The sequence below is a fragment of the Qipengyuania sp. ABI-127-1 genome, from assembly GCA_022953095.1.
In the GTDB taxonomy this organism is placed as follows: Bacteria; Pseudomonadota; Alphaproteobacteria; order Sphingomonadales; family Sphingomonadaceae; genus Qipengyuania.
On record JALJCR010000002.1, the window covers coordinates 424,105 to 445,748 of the forward strand.

21 protein-coding genes, 1 tRNA gene and 1 other RNA gene are annotated in these 21,644 nt (G+C 62.7%); 13 read left to right on the top strand and 10 right to left on the bottom strand.

Annotation, left to right across the window (positions count from 1 at the left end):
* Positions 1–202: 202 nt before the first annotated feature.
* The 3 genes from MUY37_RS11535 to MUY37_RS11545 form a co-directional block, all read right to left on the bottom strand.
* Positions 203–1,093 (bottom strand): class I SAM-dependent methyltransferase, encoded by an 891-nt coding sequence (locus MUY37_RS11535; RefSeq protein WP_499195505.1) that lies wholly within the window; start codon positions 1,091–1,093, stop codon positions 203–205.
* A gap of 129 nt (positions 1,094–1,222) precedes the next feature.
* On the bottom strand, positions 1,223–1,636 hold the full coding sequence (locus tag MUY37_RS11540; RefSeq protein WP_499195506.1) for a holin family protein: 414 nt from the start codon (positions 1,634–1,636) through the stop codon (positions 1,223–1,225).
* A 273-nt stretch (positions 1,637–1,909) separates the two neighbouring features.
* Positions 1,910–1,986: transfer RNA gene (locus tag MUY37_RS11545), tRNA-Pro, on the bottom strand.
* A gap of 201 nt (positions 1,987–2,187) precedes the next feature.
* Here MUY37_RS11545 and yajC point away from each other — a divergent pair.
* The 3 genes from yajC to secF are packed head-to-tail and all read left to right on the top strand — an operon-like array spanning position 2,188 to position 5,123.
* The gene (gene yajC, locus MUY37_RS11550; protein ID WP_499195507.1) at positions 2,188–2,514 is read left to right on the top strand and encodes a preprotein translocase subunit YajC; all 327 of its coding nucleotides are present in this window, start codon (positions 2,188–2,190) and stop codon (positions 2,512–2,514) included.
* 19 nt (positions 2,515–2,533) lie between these two features.
* Positions 2,534–4,132: a protein translocase subunit SecD gene (secD, locus tag MUY37_RS11555; RefSeq protein WP_499195508.1), complete on the top strand. Its 1,599-nt coding sequence runs from the start codon at positions 2,534–2,536 to the stop codon at positions 4,130–4,132.
* A gap of 13 nt (positions 4,133–4,145) precedes the next feature.
* Positions 4,146–5,123, top strand: coding sequence for a protein translocase subunit SecF (gene secF, locus MUY37_RS11560; protein WP_499195509.1), 978 nt, complete (start codon positions 4,146–4,148; stop codon positions 5,121–5,123).
* A gap of 54 nt (positions 5,124–5,177) precedes the next feature.
* Here secF and MUY37_RS11565 read toward each other — a convergent pair whose 3' ends face one another.
* The gene (locus tag MUY37_RS11565; RefSeq protein WP_499195510.1) at positions 5,178–6,365 is read right to left on the bottom strand and encodes a glycosyltransferase; all 1,188 of its coding nucleotides are present in this window, start codon (positions 6,363–6,365) and stop codon (positions 5,178–5,180) included.
* 2 nt (positions 6,366–6,367) lie between these two features.
* A complete protein-coding gene (locus MUY37_RS11570; RefSeq protein WP_499195511.1) occupies positions 6,368–6,940 on the bottom strand; it encodes a helix-turn-helix transcriptional regulator in 573 nt (190 codons plus the stop codon).
* 93 nt (positions 6,941–7,033) lie between these two features.
* Between MUY37_RS11570 and MUY37_RS11575 the strand changes: the two genes are divergently transcribed.
* Positions 7,034–7,510, top strand: a complete 477-nt coding sequence (locus tag MUY37_RS11575) for a DUF6456 domain-containing protein (protein ID WP_499195512.1) — start codon at positions 7,034–7,036, stop codon at positions 7,508–7,510.
* Positions 7,511–7,586: 76 nt separating this feature from the next.
* On the opposite strand, the gene MUY37_RS11580 is transcribed toward MUY37_RS11575, so the two are convergent.
* The 4 genes from MUY37_RS11580 to MUY37_RS11595 form a co-directional block, all read right to left on the bottom strand.
* Entirely contained in the window at positions 7,587–7,940 is a 354-nt protein-coding gene (locus MUY37_RS11580) for a SnoaL-like domain-containing protein (RefSeq protein WP_499195513.1), read from the bottom strand.
* 64 nt (positions 7,941–8,004) lie between these two features.
* Positions 8,005–8,574, bottom strand: coding sequence for a uracil-DNA glycosylase family protein (locus MUY37_RS11585; RefSeq protein ID WP_499195514.1), 570 nt, complete (start codon positions 8,572–8,574; stop codon positions 8,005–8,007).
* Positions 8,571–10,376: an ABC-F family ATP-binding cassette domain-containing protein gene (locus tag MUY37_RS11590; protein ID WP_499195515.1), complete on the bottom strand. Its 1,806-nt coding sequence runs from the start codon at positions 10,374–10,376 to the stop codon at positions 8,571–8,573. The genes MUY37_RS11585 and MUY37_RS11590 overlap by 4 nt, the downstream gene beginning before the upstream one ends.
* 42 nt (positions 10,377–10,418) lie before the next feature.
* Entirely contained in the window at positions 10,419–11,978 is a 1,560-nt protein-coding gene (locus MUY37_RS11595) for an amidohydrolase family protein (RefSeq protein WP_499195516.1), read from the bottom strand.
* A gap of 126 nt (positions 11,979–12,104) precedes the next feature.
* Here MUY37_RS11595 and MUY37_RS11600 point away from each other — a divergent pair, with 126 nt between their 5' ends.
* The 4 genes from MUY37_RS11600 to MUY37_RS11615 all read left to right on the top strand — a co-directional run bounded on the left by MUY37_RS11600 (position 12,105) and on the right by MUY37_RS11615 (position 15,385).
* Entirely contained in the window at positions 12,105–12,821 is a 717-nt protein-coding gene (locus MUY37_RS11600) for an SIMPL domain-containing protein (RefSeq protein ID WP_499195517.1), read from the top strand.
* Positions 12,822–12,888: 67 nt separating this feature from the next.
* Positions 12,889–13,194: a PepSY domain-containing protein gene (locus MUY37_RS11605; RefSeq protein ID WP_499195518.1), complete on the top strand. Its 306-nt coding sequence runs from the start codon at positions 12,889–12,891 to the stop codon at positions 13,192–13,194.
* A gap of 84 nt (positions 13,195–13,278) precedes the next feature.
* The gene (locus tag MUY37_RS11610) at positions 13,279–13,956 is read left to right on the top strand and encodes a response regulator transcription factor (protein ID WP_115416396.1); all 678 of its coding nucleotides are present in this window, start codon (positions 13,279–13,281) and stop codon (positions 13,954–13,956) included.
* Positions 13,907–15,385: a sensor histidine kinase gene (locus MUY37_RS11615; protein ID WP_499195519.1), complete on the top strand. Its 1,479-nt coding sequence runs from the start codon at positions 13,907–13,909 to the stop codon at positions 15,383–15,385. The genes MUY37_RS11610 and MUY37_RS11615 overlap by 50 nt, the downstream gene beginning before the upstream one ends.
* A 44-nt stretch (positions 15,386–15,429) precedes the next feature.
* On the opposite strand, the gene MUY37_RS11620 is transcribed toward MUY37_RS11615, so the two are convergent.
* Positions 15,430–15,726 (bottom strand): chorismate mutase, encoded by a 297-nt coding sequence (locus MUY37_RS11620; protein ID WP_499195520.1) that lies wholly within the window; start codon positions 15,724–15,726, stop codon positions 15,430–15,432.
* A 65-nt stretch (positions 15,727–15,791) separates the two neighbouring features.
* On the opposite strand from MUY37_RS11620, the gene MUY37_RS11625 reads away from it, so the two are divergent.
* The 5 genes from MUY37_RS11625 (at position 15,792) to MUY37_RS11645 (ending at position 21,643) form a co-directional block, all read left to right on the top strand.
* Positions 15,792–16,808, top strand: coding sequence for a polyprenyl synthetase family protein (locus MUY37_RS11625; RefSeq protein WP_499195521.1), 1,017 nt, complete (start codon positions 15,792–15,794; stop codon positions 16,806–16,808).
* A gap of 20 nt (positions 16,809–16,828) precedes the next feature.
* Entirely contained in the window at positions 16,829–19,255 is a 2,427-nt protein-coding gene (gene hrpB, locus MUY37_RS11630; protein ID WP_499195522.1) for an ATP-dependent helicase HrpB, read from the top strand.
* Between the two features lie 16 nt (positions 19,256–19,271).
* A complete protein-coding gene (locus MUY37_RS11635; protein ID WP_499195523.1) occupies positions 19,272–19,550 on the top strand; it encodes an ETC complex I subunit in 279 nt (92 codons plus the stop codon).
* A 125-nt stretch (positions 19,551–19,675) separates the two neighbouring features.
* Positions 19,676–19,770, top strand: an RNA gene (gene ffs, locus MUY37_RS11640) — signal recognition particle sRNA small type.
* A 61-nt stretch (positions 19,771–19,831) separates the two neighbouring features.
* Complete coding sequence (locus MUY37_RS11645) at positions 19,832–21,643, top strand: DNA polymerase III subunit gamma/tau (RefSeq protein ID WP_499195524.1); 1,812 nt, start codon at positions 19,832–19,834, stop codon at positions 21,641–21,643.
* Position 21,644: the final 1 nt, after the last annotated feature.

Genomic DNA, 21,644 nt, shown 5'->3' on the forward strand with positions numbered 1-21,644 from the left:
GGTCGTCTCGTGACCGCGATACACGGGGTGAGGGCCGACTATTCGCTTCTCCGACAGAGGATAACTCCCTTCTTCGCAAGCGGATAGCTGTCCCCTCTACTCTAAGGCGCCGGTGTGGAAACAGACGTTGCAGAAGGTCCAGATTTTGATGGAGAGCCTGCTCTGAAGCAAGGACTTGCCGGTGGCAAACTCAGTTCCGGCATTAGTTTCCGGACGGTTTCGTAACGACGGTAAATGCATGACCGCCTGTGTCACTCGCATCCAATCCGTCGCTAATGTCCTCAATTTCAAAGCCGCTTGATCTCAGCTCAGCCTCTAAGGTGCTCTGCGAGTAGTGCTGTAACCAGTTGTAAACACGCCAGGTTTGTTGTTCTTCGATAATGGTGAATAGATCGAGGGAAACAGCAGCGGTCTCGTACTTCCACGTGCTGTGAAAGACATAACATTCATCGGCTGTCCAAAATCCATCCATGTAGTTGCGCGCAAATACAACTCCCTCGGAGACATCTGCGAAAGCCTTCACTGAATGCACATCGAAGACGAATGCACCTTCAGGATGGAGCGCACCGCGCACCTTCTCCAGCAAGACCGCGCGTTGCGCAGGGGAAAGAGCACAGAAGTCGCAGTAGATGAGCGTAATCAGATCCTGCTGTTCTGGAAGGACGTCAGTGAGGTAATTCGCCTGCCGAAATGCAAGTGAGCCGCAACCTGGCTTGGCGTGCAAATTGGCGTACTCGATCGAATTGGCGGAAAAATCCACGCCTGTAACGCACGCGCCATGCTGTGCATATCGCTCCGCATAGAGGCCCGGACCGCAGCCCAGATCACAAACATTCTTGCCGTTCAGGCCAAAGCGCTCGTCGAGCCATTGCACCGTTTGATCGATGATGGGCAAAGGACGCGATGCCAGCGGAGTGCTTTGATCCAGATGCGTCTTGAGCATCTGCCGAGCCAAGTGGGGGTCGGTCCACAAAGTCTCGGCCGTGTAGGCGGAAAACACATCCGGTTTGCGACGAATCTCGGAAAGTTCTTTAAACACTGGAGCTATCTCGGTCAGGACCTTGGGAGCGCCTACGCAGCGCGTATGGCTCACGACATAACCGAATTACCATCAATGGAGGAAATCGCGACCTTGCGGGCATTGATGAGCTAGCGTCCCTTCTGAGGGCCTTCCGTTTCAGAAGCAGACTGGCCGCTTTCCTTCCAGCAGTCGATGTCTCAGCTACAGCTCGACCCCCTTGACCTTCCCCCATTGGCGCGCGGCGGTGTAGCCGAGGTAGCCGGTGCCGAAGAGGGCGTAGAGCGCTTCGGGGAGGGCGGCGAGGTAGCGCGTCATGCCTTCCCCGATTGCACGCGCCGCGATGGGGTCGAAGGCGGCGATCACGCCCATCGGCACACTGAACAGAATCAGCGCGTACATGACGTAGAGAAAGCTCGGCCGTGCGCGGCTGGTCCAGGGATCGCGGCTGTGCGCTTCGGCGATGATGGCCGACAGGCGCGCTTCGATCTGCTTCAATTCCTGCGTACCTTCCAGCGAAAGCAATTCCAGTCTCGCTCTTGCGCGCGCTTCCTTGTCGGGGATCACCTTGTCGATAATCGAGGTGATGGGGCCGATAAGCGGTTCGAGTAGAGACATAGCGTAGCTCCGACTGAGGAAATGGTTGCGAATAACCATATCGGTTCGTGTAGGAAAACGTTATGTCCGGAACCGGTACGTCCGGTAGGGCGGCAAGGGCCGACCGTGACCAAATGACCATCGACCATCAGGCCGATTCTCCCTTCTGCCGAGTTGCGACGAGCATATCTTCGCATCCGCAGGCGCATCATCGGGCTCTGCAACCCTCAAAGGTCTCGCTCGGCTCCGCGCCTGCGAGTGATCGGAAGGATTTTAAACGTGAAGGGAAACCACTGGTCGGGATGACTGGATTCGAACCAGCGACCCCCACACCCCCAGTATGGTGCGCTACCAGGCTGCGCTACATCCCGAAACCAGTGGAGGCGGCCCTATAGGGTGCGGTTTTGTGCATGGCAAGCACAGTTCGCAGGCAATTCGTTGCCCCGGTCCCGCATTGCTGCTAACCGCCCCGCACTTCCGCATGACGGAGCGTATCAGCCGCTTGAACGCGCGGCTGACATCTCCCAATTACGGATCAGACAGACACACTTCTCCGACAGGTATTCCTCACGATGATCGATATTCTCGCCGCCGCCGGAAGCGCCGCCGCCGAGCCGCCCGCCTGGACCGGCTGGGTTCTGCCGCTGGGTATGCTTCTGATCCTGTGGTTTCTCATCCTGCGTCCGCAAATGCGTCAGCAGAAACAGCATCGCGAACGGGTTGCCGGGCTCAACAAGGGCGACGAAGTGGTTACTGCGGGCGGCCTCGTCGGGAAAATCACCAAGGTCGAAGAGCAATTCGTCCATATCGAGCTTGCCAAGGGCATGACGGTCAAAGCGGTTCGCAATACGATAGGCGATGTGCTGTCGTCGCGCGGCAAGTCCGCCGCGAACGACTGAGCCGGGAGCGCAGTTTTCCATGCTCGACTTTCCCACCTGGCGTAAGATCTGGCTCTGGCTGATCACCGGCCTGTGCGTCTTTGCCGCATTGCCCTCGCTGTTGTCGGCAACCAGCGTGCGTTGGCCCGATGCGCTGCCCGATCCGATGGTCAATCTCGGTCTCGATCTCGCCGGCGGCAGCCATATCCTGCTCGAGGCGGATGCAGCGCAGGTCGCCGCGCAGCGGCTAGAGAACATGGAAGAAAACGTGCGAGGCACCATGCGCCGTGCCGAACCGCGTATCCGTATCGGCGACGTTTCGACCCGGGACGGCAGGCTGAGCTTCATGCTCGACGATTCCAGCGAAGTGGACCGCGCGCGTGAATTGCTGCTGCCCTCAATAAACGGCACCGGCCTCGTGCGCGAATGGGATCTGACGGTTGAGGACGGCAACCGCATGATCCTCACGCCCACCTCTGAGGGGATCGACCAGGCCGTCAGCGACGCCATGGAGAGCGCGACCGAAGTGGTGCGCAAGCGTATCGACGAACTGGGTACGCGCGAACCGACGATTATCCGGCAGGGCGAGACGCGTATCGTCGTTCAGGTCCCCGGCCTTCAGGACCCCGACCAGCTCAAGGCCCTGCTCGGCCAGACTGCCAAGCTCGAGTTCAAGCTGGTCGACCAGAACGCCCTTCCTTCCGACGTGCAGCAAGGCCTTGCCCCTCCGGGATCGGAAATCTTCCCCTATGCGGAAACCAGTGATTTCGCGGGCAGCTCGCTCGCGGTCCGCCGCTTGGGCGGTATTCGCGGGGACAATCTCACCGGCGCCCAGCAGAGTTTCGACCCGCAGACCAATGAACCGGTGGTCAACATCCAGTTCGACACCGACGGGGGTCGCCGCTTCGCCAAGCTGACGACCGACAATGTCGGCAAGCCTTTCGCGATTATTCTCGACGGGCAGGTTCTGTCAGCGCCCAATATCAACGAACCGATCCGCGGGGGATCGGCGCAGATTTCGGGTGGCTTCTCGGTCGAAACCGCGAACCAGTTGGCGATTTCGCTGCGCTCGGGCGCGCTGCCGGTCGATCTGGCCGTTATCGAGGAACGCACCGTCGGGCCTGATCTGGGCGCGGATTCGATCAAGCGCGGCATGCTGGCCATGGCAGTCGGTTCGGTCATGGTGATCGTTTTGATGATTGCCACCTATGGCCGCTTCGGCGTCTATGCTACCGCGGCGCTGGGTATCAACGTGGCCATGTTGCTCGGCATCATGGCGGCGCTCAACACCACGCTGACGCTGCCCGGTATCGCCGGCTTCGTGCTGACCATCGGTGCGGCGGTCGACGCGAACGTGCTGATCAACGAACGTATCCGCGAGGAACGCAAACGCGGACGGCGGGTCATCGCGGCGGTCGAGAACGGCTATAACGAGGCCAGTCGCGCGATTTACGATGCCAACATCACCAACTTCATCGCCGGTGTGCTGCTGTTTCTGTTCGGATCGGGTCCGGTACGCGGTTTCGCGGTGGTGCTGATCATCGGACTGTTCACCAGCGTCTTCACCGCAGTCACGCTGACCCGCATGTGGGTTGCCGGATGGCTGCGCAAGGCCAAGCCCAAAGACATCGTGCTGTAAGGAGGGCGACGATATGAAACTGCTCAAGCTCGTCCCCGACGACACCAACATCAAATTCCTCAAATGGCGCGTGCCTTTCTTCGCCATCAGTATTCTGCTGATCGCGGCGAGCTGGGCGCTCGTATTCACCAAGGGCCTCAATTACGGCGTCGATTTTGCTGGCGGCCTCGAGGTGCGCGCGACCTTCACGCAAAGCGCGGAGGCGCCGATCGCGGAGCTGCGCAGCGAGGTCGAGGCCCTCGGTTATGGTAGCCCCGTGGTCCAGCGTTTTGGCGAGGACAATCAGGTCTCGATCCGTGTGCGCCTGCCCGATGAAGTATCGGCCGACAAGGAAGCCGCGCAGGAAGCGGCGAATACCATCGTCAGCACGTTGCAGGCCGAGTATGGGGATTTCCGGCTCGACGGGAACGACAACGTCTCGGGCAAGGTCTCGGGCGAGTTTCGCCAAACCGCGCTTTATGCATTGCTCGCGGCCATGGCTGCGATCGCGCTTTACATCTGGATCCGCTTCGAATGGCAGTTCGGCGTGGGTGCGCTGTTCGCGCTGTTCCACGACGTCAGTCTGACGCTGGGCATGTTCGCGCTATTCCAGCTCGAATTTAGCCTGCAGATCATCGCGGCGATCCTGGCTATCATCGGTTACTCTCTCAACGATACCATCGTCATTTACGACCGTATTCGCGAAAACCTGAAGAAATTCCGCAAGATGGAACTGCCCGCGCTGCTCGATCTGTCGGTCAACGAAACGCTGGCCCGTACCGTGATGACTTCGCTGACGCTGCTCGTCGCGCTGCTGCCTCTGCTGCTTTTCGGCCCGGCCAGCCTGTTCGGCATGGTCGCGGCAATCACGCTGGGGCTGTTCGTGGGTACCTACAGCTCGGTCTATTCGGCCGCACCGATCCTCGTCTGGCTGGGCGTCACCAGCGACAGCTTCGTGCCGACCGAAACGGTTGCGGACCAGCAGGAAAAGAAGGCGCGCGGTCTCGTTTGAGAACCGGTTCGATGTCGTTGTTCCTCGGCGCTTCGGCGTGCGAGGGGCGGCGGATCACCGCACGAGACGGGCGTAATACTCCGCCAGCGCGCGTCCGTTTGCTTCCCAACTGAAATTCGCCGCGGTTGCCGCGACCTCCTCGGGTGCGCGGGGCCGGTCGGCGACCAGTTCGATCCCCTCGCGGATCGCGCGGCAGTTGCGCGCTACGATGACGCCTGCCTCGGGTGAAGTCACGACCTCGCGCGCGCCGCCGGCATCGGTGATGACGATCGGTGTGCCGCAGGCGAGTGCCTCGATCCAGGCATTGGCCAGTCCTTCGCTGGCAGAGGGCAGGACCATGGCATTGGCGGCGGAAAGGATCGGTGGGAGCATTGACGGCGCCAGGCTACCGAGGAAATGGACGCGCTCGGCCACGCCAACCTCTTTCGCCAGAGCGCGCAGGCTCGTTTCGTCCTCTCCCTTGCCGACGAGCAGCAACCTTGCTTTCGGCAGGTCTGCGAGCGCTTTGATAACGAAAGCCTGCCCCTTGCGCTCGATCAGCGCGCCCACGGTGACGAGCAAGAGGTCGTCGTTCGCGATCGGGACCGAAAACGTGTCGGTCAGCCGGGCCCGCAGCCCCAGGTGATCGAGCGGACGGAACAAGTCGCGGTCGAGCCCGGTATAATGCACGGTGATCTTCTCGCGCTCCATCCCAAGCGTAGCCATGTCGTCCGCCAACGCCTCGCAGACGGCCAGTACGCCCGTCGCCTCCCGCGCGGTTTCGAGCAGAGCCTCTCTACCATAGGCGCGCGCGCCCCAGTGATGGACGTCTGCGCCGCGCGCCTTGACCGAAAAGGGCAGGCCCAGATCGCGCGCGATCATCATCGCTGCCGGACCGTCCGGATAGAAGAATTGTGCATCGACGAGGTCGAATGGTCGGTCGGCGTGCAGACGTCGTGCAAGTGGGAGAACCGATTTCGCAATCAGCCTCGGATTAAGCCGGCCGCCGACCTTGGGAAGCAGGCGGAAGATCGGGCGGTGGATCTCAAGGCCGAATTCGTGGCCGTTCCGGGCCGCCGCCGCGAGCGGTTTGTACCGTCCCAGGACCACCGGTGGCAGGCCGATCGGGTTGATGACGGTCGCGTCCCATTGCGTATCGCGCTGCAGCGCTTCGAGCGATTTTGCCACAAAGATACCGAAACGCGGATGGAGCGAGTTGGGGAACAGTGTCGAAAGCGACAGGACACGGCGGGTCTTTCGCACGCTCACAGGCGCCGCACGAGCATTTCGGCAACCGCAACCCACGCTGGATTGTCGACGACCTGCTGTTTCTCGCCGTGGCCGGGCGGAAGGACGCCGACGAGCGATCCCTGTCGGTCGATAAGGCGCCCGAAGGCAAATCGGCCGCCCTTTTTCGGTACGAGCACATCGCGGTTGATCGCGCGTCCGAGCTCGGCGGGGTCGAGCTGGCGCAACCAGAGCTGGTCGCCGGGCCGGTATTCGCCGTGGGGATAGTCGATGTCGAGCACCATCAGCACACCGTCGCCGCCGAGGTCGGTTGCAAGCAGCGCATCGCGCGTCGCGGGCAGGGCTTCCGGCCCGTCTTTCGTCAGCGCGGCGATCACTTGCGGATGATCCGCCTTCTCGCTGCGCACCAGCATTTCGGGATCGACCTCGAGCGCGGCGGCGATGCGCTCCATCCATTTGAGCGAGAGGTTGCGCATACCGGTTTCCAACCGTCCGACCGTTTGAGGCGTAGTCGGCGGATCGCAAGCCCCGGCCAGATCGGCGAGCGTCCAGCCCTTCTGCTTGCGGATGTCGCGGATACGATTGATCACCCGGTCAATCCCCCTGTTAACCGATCTGGTTTTTGACCTTTCCTACATGAACCGAAGCAGCGCAAGGAAAAATCTCGCCACAAGGAGATCCCAATGCCCCGCCAGCTTGTCGAACGTGAACTCACCCCCGAAGGCCCCCGCCGCAGAGATGCACGGCGTGCGCGGCAGCGTAGCGTTTCCGTCAATCTAGGCGAAAACCCGCTCACATGGTTACATGCGCGTGGTCATCTGACCGATCGCCAACTGGACGCTGGCGAGCGGGTGCGCGCCGATTACGAGCATGCGCAGCTCGCGCCATCGGTGACCATGCGCTGGGATCCGGTTCGCGTGGATGGGGGCTCGGGCGGCCATGGCCTTACCGAATCGGAGCGCCAGATCGCGGCGAAGGATCGCTTTGACGGTGCGATGGCGGCGGCGGGGCCGGGTTTGCGCGATGTTCTGTGGCGCGTCGCCTGCGCGGGCGAGGGGCTTCCGGCGGCCGAAAAGGCGCTGGAATGGCCTGCTCGCAGCGGCAAGCTGGTGCTCGGGCTGGCGCTCGACCGGGTCGCTGAATTCTATCGCATCCGGTGAGGCGGTCTCTTCACCCCAGGACAGTGGTCCATATCGGCGGAAACGCTTTCGACCAGCCCTCTTCCAGACATCCAGCCTATTGCTGCCCGTACATGAAGCGTTCCTCGGCGATCTTGCCGTCCTTCACGGTGTAGAGACCGACTTCCTTCATCTGGCTGCGTTCGCCGTCGATGGTCACGTCCATCTCGTAATTTACCGCGAACTGGTCGCCGAAGACATAGGGGCCATCGGTGTTGCTCGAATGGACTTCGGCATTCTCGTTCCACCAGGCATGCTTCTGCAACAATTGCTCGCGTCCCTCGACGCGTGACATGGGGCCGTCATTGGGTTCGAGGCTGACGATATCATCGGCCCAATAGGCCTGGTAATCGTCGGCTCGTTCTTCCGCGACGGCCTGGGTGAAATCTCTCGCTATCTGGTCGATTGCCATCTCGCATTCCTTTCGGTGCCCGTCCGCGAGCGAGAGTATCACACATGGTCCGAGTCGGCGCCGACTAATCGAGGCTGTCGGAAACGCGTCGCCGTAGCTCGGGCAAGACCTCGTCCGCAAACCACGGGTGCTTTCGCATCCAGATGACGGAGCGCCAGGCTGGATGGGGCAGGGGGAGAAAGCGCGGCAAATGATCGCGAAAGCTGCGCACACGATCGGTCATAGAAAGCTGGCGGGCTTTCGGTAAGTAGTGTGCCTGCGCATAAGTGCCGACGAGCAGCGTCAGCCGTTCTTCGGGCAGTTGCTCCAACACGCGGCCATGCCATTGCGGCGCGCATTCGGGGCGGGGCGGCTTGTCGCCGCCGCTCGCTTTACCGGGATAGCAGAAGCCCATCGGCACCAGCGCGACACGAGCCGGATCGTACATCTGCTCCCTGGTAAGTCCGGTCCATTCGCGGAGGCGATCGCCGCTGGCATCATCCCATGGAATACCGCTTTCATGGACCTTCGATCCCGGAGCCTGGCCGATGATGAGCAGCCGTGCGGTGGATGAGAAACTCGCTACCGGTCGCACGCCATGCGGTAGATACTTGGCGCAGGTCCGGCAGGCCGCAATCTCGGCCTGCAGAGTCATGCTTCCACTTGCTCGGCGAGCTTCAGCCAGCGCTCCTCGGCCGCATCTTTCTCGGCGCGCGCGTTCTCCAGGCCCTTGGAGATATTGGCGAATTTCTGCGGGTCGGCGCTGTAGAGATCGGGATCGGAGAGGATCGCCTCGCCCTTTGCGATCGCCACTTCGAGTTCCTCTATCCGTGCGGGCAGCAGCTCGTAATCGCGCTGGTCCTTGTAGGAGAGCTTGCTGGACTTGGGTGCCGGGGGTGGAGGTGGCGCGGGCCTGTTGGTCTGCTTGGTTGCCTTCGCCTTGGTTGCGACGGGCTGGCGGCGCTTGCGTTCCCAGTCCTCGTAACCACCCGCGACCACATCGACCTTACCCGTGCCGTCGAGGCCGAGCGTGATGGTCACGGTGCGGTCGAGGAAGTCGCGGTCGTGGCTGACGATCAGCACGGTGCCCTCGTAATCGGCGATGACCTCTTGCAGGAGGTCGAGCGTCTCGAGGTCGAGATCGTTGGTCGGCTCGTCGAGCACGAGGAGGTTCGAAGCCTTGGCGAACTCGCGGGCGAGCAGCAATCGCGAGCGTTCGCCGCCTGACAGCACCGCGACCTTCATATCGACGATCTTTGGGTCGAACAGGAAGTCCTTGAGGTAAGCCTGCACATGCTTGCGATTGCCGCGTACGTCGATCCAGTCGCCGCCTTCGGCGAGCACTTGTCGCACGGTCTTGTCCGCCGTCAGAAGCTGGCGTTGCTGGTCGATCATCACGCCCGTCAGCGTCTTGGCGATTTCCACCGTGCCGCTGTCTGGTGCCAGTTCGCCGGTGAGCATCTTGAGCAGCGTCGTCTTGCCCGCACCGTTCGCGCCGACAATGCCGATCCGGTCGCCGCGCTGAATACGTAGGCTGAATGGCTTGATGATCGTACGGTCGCCATAGCTCTTGGTAATGTCCTGCGCGACGATCACCGACTTGGACTTGAAGTCTTCCTCGGTCGCCAGCTTGAGCTTGGCGGTGCCGCCGGCAGAGATCATCGATGCCCGCTGGGCGCGCATTTGCCAGAGCTTTTCGAGCCGTCCCTGATTCCGCTTGCGCCGCGCGGTCACGCCGCGCTCGAGCCAGTGCGCTTCGAGCTTGAGCTTCGCGTCGAGTTTCTCCGCCGCGCGTGCTTCCTCGGCATAGACCTGCTCTTCCCAAGCCTCGTAGCCGCCGAAGCCCACTTCCTTGCGCCGCAGGTTCCCGCGATCGAGCCACAGCGTGGTGCGGGTGAGGCGCTTCAAGAAGGTGCGGTCGTGGCTGATGACGAGGAAGGCGCCGCGATAGCGCTCGAGCCAGCTTTCCAGCCAGTCGATCGCGCCGAGGTCGAGGTGGTTGGTCGGCTCGTCCATCAGCAGCAGGTCCGGGTCCTGCGCCAGCGCGCGGGCGATCGCGGCGCGGCGCTTCTCGCCGCCGCTCGCGCCCTTGGTTTCGCGGCTCATATCGATGCCGAGCTGCCCGGCGATCGCCTCGACTTCGTGTTCCTGCGGCGCGTGTTCGCCCGCCAGCGCCCAGTCCATCAGCGTGGCATGGCCGGTCAGGTCCGGGTCCTGTTCGAGCAACACGATGCGCATCGCGGGCTTGGTTTTGCGTGTTCCGGAATCGGTTTCGATCACCCCGTCGATCATACGGAACAATGTGGTTTTTCCGACGCCATTGCGGCCGATCAGTGCGATCCGGTCGCGCGGGCCGATATGGAGGTCGAGCGGATCGTGATCCGGCCCGCCGAAAAGCCATTTGCCGCCCTGCTGCAGGGCCATGCCTTCGAGGCTGAGAATGGGAGGCTGTGCCATAGGCCGCGCGAGGTAGGCGCGCGCGGCTCCGGCTGCAAGCGCCTAGCGTTCTGCGCGCTGCTGCTCGACCATGCGAGCAACGTCCGCGAGCAGGGCGGGCGCGTCGTAGACGATGCCGTCCTTGATCGTCCAGCGCACGCCGCCGACCTGTTCGATCGCACCGGTCTCGTAATTGAGGCGCGTATGGCCAGTGCCGTAAAGCACCTTCAAGTTGGCGAGCGGGTTTTCCGGCACGATCACGAGATCGGCGAGCTGGCCCACCGCGATCCGTCCCATCGGTGGTTCCGTTCCGCGCGGTTCGTAGATTTCGCGGGCGCCATCGATCGTGGCGGCCCGGATCACCGCGAGCGGGGAAAGCCCCGCCTCGCGCAGCATTTCGAGCTCACCGATATAGGCGAAGCCCCAGGTCTGGTAGATATAGCCGGGATCCGATCCCGCCGTGACGCGCCCGCCGCGATCATGGAAATCCTTCGTCAGCCTGAGCCACTTGGCGTAGAAATTGCGCCAGGCGGTCTCGTCCTCGCTGGTCCAGTCCTTGTAATAGCTACCATGATTGGTCGCGCTGGGCGCGTAGAATTCCATCAAGGAAGGCAGGCTGTACTTCGCATGCCAATCGCGGTTTTTGGCCGCCATGACATCGCGGCTGGCAGAGTAGATATTGAACGTAGGGTTCAGCGTGACGCCGCTTTCGACGAGCGCATCGACATAGTCGTCCCATTTGTCGCTTCCCGGTTCGACGGCCTGCGGGGCAAGCCGGGCTACCCAACCGAAGCGCGACTGCTCGTCGAAATAATTGTAGTCTTCGGGGTAATAGGGAAGACCCTCCTTCAGCAGACTTTCGAAGTGCCCGTAGAAATGGGTCACTCCGCCTAGGCCCAGTTCCACGGCCTTGCGGGCGTTCACTTCCGCCACGCCGGTCTGCGCAAGATGGGCGACCGTGCCCATCTGTTGTCGCTTCGCCTCATCCAGTGCGGCTTCGAGCACCGCTGGAGTGGCCGAATTGAAGAATTTGATGCCCCAATAGCCCTGCGCCTTGGCCCAGCGGACCCATTCACGCGCCTTGGCGGGGGTGTCGGGATTTCCACCAGACCATTTGTCACCAAAGACGGCGTAAGGGATCAGGCGCGGGGCAACGATGGTGTTGGCGGCGCTGCGGCGGGCATCGGACAAATCCGGTTTTCCGGGACCGAAATAGAAGCTTACTCCGCGCACCGTGGTGACACCATGAGCAAGCCAGAGTTTGTAGCCATAGGAGGGTTGGGGCGCCTTGGCCGGATCGCCATTATGTCCGTGCGTATCGACGAAGCCGGGCAGGACATACATGCCCTTGGCATCGACAATGCGGTGGACTTCCCGGGCCTGGTCCTCGGGCGCGCCACCAGGGTAAAGCGCGGCAATCCGGTTGCCTTCGATCAGAATATCGATCGGGCCGGCGGGAGGAGCGCCGGTTCCCTCGATCACGGTCGCGCCGCGGATCAGCAGTTTCTCGAAGGGGCCTTCGCCTTCCTGCGCCGAGCGGTCGGGTACGGCTTCCATCTGCGCGGCGAGCGGTTGCGCACCCATTGCGGCCAGCGATGCGAATACGACTTTCCAGAATTTCATCCGTTTCCCCTCTTTCGATCCAGGGGCTAGCGGCATGTGCGTTTGGAGGAAAGCGGGAACACATCCGTTCAGCAAGCCGTAAAGCGGAAAGGCCGACAACCGGTTCGACCAGTGAGGAGCACCTTTATGATCCGTTTCGCCATCCCCCTTCTTGCCGCCGCCGCCATGGCGCCGGGCGTTCAGGCCGCCGAAGTGCAGATCGCCAGCCAGGGGCCGGTCGTCGAGCTGACGGTCAACGAGATCGTTCACCGTGCACCCGACGTCGCGCAAATAGGCGCGGGGGTATCGACGCGCGCGCCCACTGCAAAGGCGGCGGTGCAAATGAACGCGCAGGCGATGGACAAACTGATCGCGCAACTGCGTGAGCTTGGGATCGAACGCCGCGACATCCAGACTTCGAATTTCAATCTGAACCCGAATTACAATTACAACCGGGAGACGGGAGAGCAGACTTTCGCTGGCTACAACGTCAACAATCAGGTGAACGTGAAACTGCGCGATTTGAAGCGCGCGGGAGAGGTGCTCGATGCGCTGGTCGGCGCGGGCGCGAACAATATCTATGGCCCCAATTTCATGCTGGAGGACGATGTCGAGGCCAAGGCCGAAGCGCGTCGGGGCGCGTTCAAGAGCGGGCGCACCATGGCCGAAGACTATGCAAGGATGGCGGGTTATTCCGGTGTGCGCCTGCTCGAGATTTCGGAAAGCTTCCAGAGTTACGGCCCGCGCCCCGAAGCAATGGTCAAAATGGCAAGCGATGGTGCGTCAGATCAAGCAACACCTATCGAGCCGGGCGAGGTCGGCACTGGTGTTACCATCACGGTCAAATACGAGATGACCCGATAGGCTGAATGCCGAGCGTCGTGGACATTCACACCTTGTTCAATGCGTCAGGCTTAGGCAGGGAGGCATCATGAAACGCATTGCTACCTCCTTATTGGCCTTCGGGCTGATCGCGGGTCCGATCATGGCCGATCCTGCTTTCGCGCAGCGTCGTTCCGAACAGGGCGAGGCGCGTCGCGAGATGAGTGCGGGCAATATCATGCAGTTGCGCGATATCGAAGCGCGCATCCTGCCGACGATGCGGGGCGCGGAATATCTCGGCCCGGCTTACGACTCCACGGCGATGGCCTACCGCCTCAAGTTCTTGCGTGACGGACGGGTCATGTATGTCGATGTCGATGCGCGCACCGGCAGGGTGCTGCGCCGCAGCCGCTGAACCGGTGCGGCGAAACTGCGTTCAGGTTGACGCGTTCATCTACATGAACGAAACGCAGACCAAACTATCCGAGGACGGACATATATGCGTATCCTGATCGTCGAGGACGAGCCCACGCTCGGCCAGCAACTCAAGTCGACGCTCGAACAGAACGGCTATGCGGTGGACCTGTCTACCGATGGCGAGGACGGTCACTTTCTCGGCAGTACCGAAGATTACGATGCGGTCATTCTCGACCTGGGCCTGCCGGAAATCGACGGGCTGACGGTGCTGGGCATGTGGCGCAAGGAAGGGCGGAAATTCCCTGTCCTGGTGCTTACCGCCCGTGATAGCTGGAGCGACAAGGTGGCCGGCCTCGACGCGGGCGCCGACGATTACCTCGCCAAACCCTTCCAGACCGAAGAGCTGATCGCCCGCTTGCGCGCGCTCATCCGCCGGGCATCGGGCAATACGTCGAGCGAGCTTACCGCAGGCGACGTGCGTCTCGATACGCGCTCGGGCCGCGTTACGCTGAAGGGCGAACCGGTCAAGCTGACCGCGCAGGAATACAAGCTGCTGAGCTATCTCATGCACCACAAGGGCAAGGTGGTCAGCCGAACCGAACTGATCGAGCACATTTACGATCAGGATTTCGACCGCGATTCGAATACGATCGAGGTTTTCGTTACCCGCATCCGCAAGAAGCTGGGTGCGGAAGTGATCACGACGATCCGTGGACTTGGGTACAGCCTCGACGACCCCGCCGACCAGCCGCGCGCCTGAAGGAGCGTCTGGCGGGCGGTTGATCGGCGGGCTGGCCCCGCCATCGGGCGCTGCTGCCGAAAATTCGGCGACCATCGTCACACCAAAGGCGAAACGCAGCCTCGCGCGGCGGATGATGGCGATTGCCGCGCTATGGATAGGCGTGTTGCTGCTTGCGGGTGGGTTTGCGCTCGATCGCACCCTGGTCCGACTGGTCGAGGACAATTTCGACGAGCAGCTCGAATATGTGCAGACGGCGCTGATTACCTCGGCAGAGATCGACAGTTTCGGCGACGTCCAGCTTTACCGCTCGCTCGGCGATCAGCGTTTCCTCGAACCCAATAGCGGCGTCTACTGGCAGATCACGGGGGAAGGGCACCAGCCCTTTCCGAGCCGCAGCCTGTGGGATCGCAGTCTGGAGGTCGAGGGGGGGTATGTCGATAACGAGCCCCATTTCTACGATTCCGATCAGTTTGAGGGAGAACCCCTGCGCGTGGTCGAACGTACGGTGATCCTGCCCGACAGCGATACGCGCTGGACCTTCGCGGTAGCATCCGCGCGGGGTGAACTCGACTTTCAGATCAGCCGTATTCGATCGATCCTGTTCTGGAGCTTTGCCGTACTGGGGATCGGCCTGCTGGCGATGGCGATGCTGCAGAGCTGGTATGGTCTTTCGCCTCTACGCCGCGTGCGTAATGCAATCCAGGCCATGCGCAATGAAGGGGCCAACCGGATTACCGAGCCGCTTCCGCTCGAAGTCGAACCCTTGGTCGACGAAATCAACGCGCTGCTTGCCCATACCGAACAGCAGGCTGAAGAAGCGCGAATGCATGCCGGCAACCTCGCCCATGCGCTCAAAACTCCGCTGACAGTGCTCACCAATGCGGCAACCGCGCGCGATCCGAAACTGTCCGATCTTGTTTGCCGGGAAACCAAGACAATGCAGCGTCACGTCGAGCATCATTTGGCGCGCGCGCGCGCCGTTGGCAGGCGTGCATCCGGACATTCGCGTGCCGAAGTCTGGCCGAGCGCGGAAAGCGTGCTGCGCGCCGTAACCCGTATTTACGAGAACACCCGTTTCGACCTCGATGGCAATCGACAGGCTGCGGTTTCGATCGAACGGCAGGATCTCGACGAAATCCTTGGCAATCTGATCGAGAATGCCGCCAAGTACGGCGGGGGGAGTGTGTTCGTCACCATCGATGCCGATCGCGAAGCGCAAGACTGCACAATCTGGATCGAGGATGACGGTACCGGAATTCCGGAAAACGAGCGGACGCGGATCTTCGATCGCGGCGCCCGGCTGGATACGGGCAAGCCCGGGACCGGGCTGGGGCTTGCCATCGTTCGCGATGTGGCCGAGATTTACGGCGGGTCGGTCGAGCTGGATACGAGCGAGGATTTGGGCGGCTTGCTGGTCAAGCTGACATTGCCGAGAAGTGCGCACTAAACGGCTTGGCGCCGAACGAGTGCAGTCGCTTCCGACGAATCCCTTTAGCGCGCGGCTGCCTGCTCGTGGTGGCGGATTACCTCGTCGATGATGAAACGCAGGAATTTCTCGCTGAACTCGGGGTCGAGCTCGCTTTCCTCGGCGAGTCTGCGCAGCCGCGCGATCTGTTCCTGCTCGCGCGCAGGGTCGGCCGGGGGAAGAGTGACCTCGGCCTTATACTCGCCCACCGCCTGCGTAATCCGGAAGCGCTCGGCCAGCATGTGGATGAGCGCGGCATCGATATTGTCGATGCTCTTGCGAAAACGGGCGAGGATCGGATCGGGCTGGGACGATGTGGTCATGCGATCAGGCTAACACCAAATCCCAGCTTGCCAAGAAAGCTTGGGCAGACCATGGCCAAGCCGAAATGTCTGCCGACGTAATCCCCCTGAAGCGCAAAGAGCCGGAAGGCTCCATCGAACCCATGCTGGCGTTGACCGCCAATGGGATGAACCAGGTCAATCAGGTCATCCTCGACCGGATGCAGAGCGAGGTGCCGCTGATACCGGCGTTGGCGGGTCATCTGATTTCGGGGGGCGGCAAGCGATTGCGCCCCATGCTCACGCTCGCCGGGGCGGAACTGGTGGGGTACAGCGGCGCGCGCCACCACAAGCTCGCCGCCGCGGTGGAGTTCATCCATACGGCAACGCTGCTTCACGACGACGTCGTCGACGGCAGCGATTTGCGACGCGGCAAGGCGGCGGCCAATATCATCTACGGCAATCCCGCCACCGTGCTGGTGGGCGATTTCCTGTTCAGCCGCAGCTTCGAGCTGATGACCGAGGATGGCAGCCTCAAGGTCCTCAAAATTCTGTCGGGGGCCAGCGCGATCATCGCCGAAGGTGAGGTCGACCAGCTTACCGCCCAGCGCAAGATCGACACCAGCGAGGAGCGCTACCTCCACATCATCCGTGCCAAAACCGCAGCCTTGTTCGCCGCAGCCAGCCGGATTGCCGCCGTCGTAGCCGAATGCAGCGACGAGCAGGAACAGGCGCTCGACGAATACGGCCGCAATCTCGGCGTCGCCTTCCAGTTGGTCGACGATGCGCTCGATTACGATTCCAACGCTGCCGCCATGGGCAAGGATCGTGGCGACGATTTCCGCGAAGGCAAGATGACGCTGCCGGTGATCCTCGCCTATGCGCGCGGCAGCGAGGAGGAGCGCGCTTTCTGGAAAGCCGCTATCGGTGGTTTCAAGACGAGCGACGAGGACCTCGATCACGCCATCGCGCTTATCGAGCGCCACAACGCCGTAGACGATACCAAGGCCCGTGCTCGCCATTTTGCGCAGCGGGCAATCGATGCGCTGTCGATCTTCCCCGACTGCAAAGCGCGCCAGGCGATGACCCAGGCCGCGCTGTTTGCGGTAGCGCGCGGGTACTGATCCGTCTTAGGGCCGCAGGCGTGCCCGATCTGCCCATCCATTCCGTCCTGCCCGAGCTGCTCGGGGTTGTGCGCCAGCAGACCGGAGCAGTCCTCGTCGCGCCTCCGGGGGCGGGCAAGACGACGGCGGTCGCCCCCGCGCTCTTGGGCGAAGACTGGTGCACGGGAACCATCATCCTGACATCGCCGCGCAGGGTCGCCGCGCGTGCCGCTGCCGAACGGATGGCCCAGATGCTTGGCGAAAAGCCCGGCGAGACGATTGGCTACCTTACCCGGCTCGACAGCAAGCGCTCCGCAAAAACGCGCGTTCTGGTCGTGACCGAGGCGATATTCGTGAACACGATCCTCGCCGATCCCGAACTTACGGGTATTTCCGCGGTGCTATTCGATGAGGCGCATGAGCGGCATCTCGACAGCGACCTCGGCCTAGCGCTCGCGCTTGAGAGCCGCAGCATTCTGCGTGAAGATCTGCGCGTGCTGGTCATGTCGGCGACTATCGACGGCGCGCGATTCGCCGAACTGTTGGGCGCCGACGCACCAATCATCGAAAGCGAAGGCAGGGCACATCCGCTGCGTGTGGAATGGCTTGGTTCGTCGCCGCAAGTGCCGGTAGAGGATGCCATGGCGCAGGCCATCGCGACCGCATGGCGCGAGGAGGCGGGCGATATTCTCGCCTTCCTGCCCGGCGTGCGCGAAATTGAACGGACGCGCGAGCGGGTGGAGGCGCGCCTGCCATCTGCAATCGTGCTGCCGCTTCACGGGCAGATCGACCCGGCCGGTCAGCGCGCCGCGATCCGCCGCGATGCTGAGGGAAGGCGCCGGATCGTGCTGGCAACGGCCATCGCCGAAACGTCGCTGACGCTGGATGGCGTATCGGTTGTGGTCGATGCCGGATTATCGCGCCGGGCCGAGTTCGATCGGGCGGCGGGTACCACGCATCTCGTCACGCATCGCGCAAGCCAGGCGGCGGCTGCCCAGCGTGCCGGGCGCGCGGCGCGTCAAGGGCCGGGCGTAGCCTATCGGCTATGGGAAGAAGCCGGCCATGGCGGACGTCCCCGCTACGATCCACCCGAAATGCTGACCTCGGACCTTGCGCCACTGGTGCTGGCACTCGCACAATGGGGGAGCACTGATCCCGCAGAGCTGGCGTGGCTCGATCCACCGCCCTCCGCATCGGTCAGCGCGGCGCGGGAGACATTATCGGCCTTGGCAGCGCTCGACGCGGACGGCCGGATCACCGAACGCGGCAGAAAGGTCGCGCAACTCCCGCTCGACCCGCAGGGAGCGGCGACCGTGCTGTTCGGTGCCGAGCATGGGGCTGCCGATCAGGCTGCGCGGATCGCCCTGTTGCTGCAGGAGCGCGGGCTTGGGGGGCGGGGCGACGATCTCGAAGCGCGCCTGTCTCGCTGGAATGCCGATCGCGGGGCGAGGGCGGAAGCGAGTCGGAAGCTGGCCGGGCGCTGGGCGAAACGTGCCCGGGCACTTGCGGAGAACCAGCGATCGACCACGCCGCCTCCACCCGGGATACTGCTCGCGGCAGGGCGACCGGAGTTCATCGCCAAGCGCCGCGACAAGTCGGGAGAGAACTGGGTCGCTGCCGGTGGGCGCGGTTTCGTGCTCGATACTGCATCGTCCCTGGCGCGGGCGGAGTTTCTGGTTATCGGCGATGCGCAGGGGCAGGCGAAAGGCGCGCGGATTACCTCGGCCATCGCGCTCGAGGAAAGCGATATCGAGCAATGGTTACCCGATCGGATCGAGCGCAGGCAGGTGCTCCGCTGGACCGGAGAGCGCGTCGAGGCGCTGCTCGAACGAAAGCTCGGCGCGATCACGCTTGCGCGCGGGCCAGACCCTGCGCCCGATCCCCAGGCGATTGTGGATATGCTTGTGGAAAAGGCTCTGGAGAATTCGGCAAAATTGCTTCCCGCCGAGTTGCTGGCTCGCGCGCGTTTCGCTGGTGTCGAGGGGCTGACAGGCACCGGGCTGACAGACACTGCGGAGATCTGGCTGGCGCCCTTGCTGCAAGGACAGCGCGATCTTGGCCTGTCCAAGGGAAAACTGCTCGATGCTCTGCTCGGTCAACTCGATTGGGACAGCCGCCAGCGGCTCGACCGGCTGGCTCCGCGCGAATTCACTTCGCCTGCGGGAACCACGCACCGTATCGACTATACCGGCGACGATGCCCCCAGCGTCGAAGTCCGCGTACAGGCGCTGTTCGGGCTAGAGCGCCACCCGATGGTCGGCGACACGCCGCTTCTGCTGAAGCTCACCAGTCCCGCCGGGCGTCCGATCCAGTCGACTCGCGACTTGCCGGGTTTTTGGCGCGGAAGCTGGGCGGATGTGCGCAAGGATATGAAGGGGCGCTATCCGAAACATCGCTGGCCCGAGGAACCCTGGGCGGAAAAGCCCAGTTTGAAGACGAAGAACGCCTTTTCACGTTCGGAAGGTTGAATTACAGGGCAGTTCCATGACCGCGAGAATCTACCAGCGACCGAAAAACGCCATGCAGTCGGGCAAGGCCCGCACCGATGAATGGGTGCTCGAATTCGAGCAGTCCGAAGCGCGCCATGCCGATCCGCTGATGGGGTGGACTGGCAGTGGCGATACGCAGGCGCAAGTCTCGCTGACCTTTCCGAGCAAGGACGAGGCGAGGGCTTATGCGGAGAAATACGGCATAGCTGCTCGGGTCCACGCAACGCCGCCCAAGAGCCTCAAGCTCCAGGCTTACGCCGATAATTTTCGGTAGCTCCTAGTCATTGCGAGGAGCCGAAAGGCGGCGCGGCAATCCAGTAAGCACAGGACTGGATTGCTTCGCTTTGCTCGCAATGACTGAGAGCTTGAAACTGTGCCAACATACCGCCATATGGCGCTTCGGGAGTCGGTCGGACGTTAGCGTTCGCTCACCGGGTCAGGTCCGGAAGGAAGCAGCCCAGGTGGATTGCGGCGGGTCGGTCGGCTCCTTTTTCACCCACAATTCGTAATGGCGACGGCATGACTTTTGCCGCGCCAGTGCCTACCTAGAACGGCATGGGTGATTCACCGGACAATCCAGATGGCCTGCCATGGCAAACCGAGGCCGACGCGCCGAGCGCCGCGGAGCTCGAAGAGGCCGGGCAGGAATCGATTTTCGGTGTGACGCCGACTTCGGGAACCGGCGCGCAACCCGTTCCCGAACCCGCAGGCGCTGATCGAGCCGATAGCGAGGCGCCGAAGGCCGCACCGGCGCAGCCCTACCGCGTGCTCGCTCGCAAATACCGCCCGCAGACCTTTGCCGAACTTATCGGCCAGGAGGCGATGGTGCGCACGCTGGCCAATGCCATCGCCCGTGACCGGCTGGCACATGCCTTCTTGATGACCGGTGTGCGCGGGGTGGGCAAGACTTCGACGGCACGCCTGATTGCCAAGGCACTCAACTGCATCGGTCCGGATGGGCAGGGTGGTCCGACAATCAGTCCCTGCGGCGAATGCGAGCCATGCCGTGCGATTGCGGAAGGCCGCCATATCGATGTGATCGAGATGGATGCCGCGAGCCACACGGGCGTCGACGATGTGCGCGAGATCATCGAGGCGGTGCGTTATGCTGCGGTTTCGGCGCGCTACAAGATCTATATCATCGACGAAGTTCACATGCTTTCGCGCAATGCGTTCAACGCATTGCTCAAAACCCTGGAAGAACCACCCGCGCATGTGAAACTTCTGTTCGCGACGACCGAGGTCGAGAAGCTGCCCGTCACGGTTCTCAGCCGCACGCAGCGTTTCGATCTGCGGCGCATTCCGGTCGAATTGCTCGAAAGCCATTTCGCCGAAATCTGTCGCAAGGAAGGTGTCGAGGCCGATGCCGAAGCGCTGCATATCGTGGCCAATGCAGCCGAGGGTTCGGTTCGCGATGGACTATCGATCCTCGATCAGGCGATCGCCCATGCCGATCTGGATACGGAAGGCAGGGTCACCGCGGAGCGTGTTCGCGACATGCTCGGCCTTGCGGACAAGGGGGCACAGCGTAGGCTCTTCGCGCATATCCTGGAGGGCGAGGGCAAGGCGCTTCTCGACGCGATCGACGAGCAGTATGCGCTGGGCGTCGAGCCTCTGGCGCTTATGCGCGCCCAGATGGACCTGGCCCACCGCATTACCGTGGCGCAGGTTTCTGGGGGCGAGCCCGAGGGTGTCAGTCCCGACGAACGCGGTCAGCTTGCGGGCTGGGCCAGCCGGGTCCCGGTGGCGCAGATGCACCGCCTGTGGCAGTTGCTGCTGAAAGGGCATGAAGAGGTACGCGTAGCGCCCGATCCCCTGGTCGCTTTGCGGATGGCGCTGTTGCGCACGCTGCATGCCGGACAGATGCCCGACCCCGGCAAGCTCGCGAAGAAAATCGAAGCGCTGGCCGAGGGAGGACCCGTGCCCGCGCCGGCGGGATCGGATACCGCCCCCGCCGATACGCCTCGGGCGTCACTCGACTGGGAGCGCCTTGTCGAGGCGATTGACGCATCCGGTCTGATGCAGGAAGCCAGCATCATGCGCTTGCAGGTGCGCGTGGTCGAGCTTGAGGATGGCGTGTTGCGATACGGACGCGATGCCAAGTTTTCTGACGATATCGCTCCCGTGCTGAAAGAAACGCTGCACCGCCACACCGGCAGGCGCTGGACGGTGGAAGAAGTGCCCGACGGTGCCGGACGGCCATCGCTGGTCGAGGTGCAGCAGGCGGAGCGTGAAGCCGCTGCTGCTGCCACTCGTGCGCATCCGCTGGTAAAGGCCGCCTTCGATGCCTTTCCCGATGCCGAATTGATCGAAGACAGCGGCGCACCCCCCGAGCGCCGCGAAATACCATGGAGTAGAAAAGCATGAA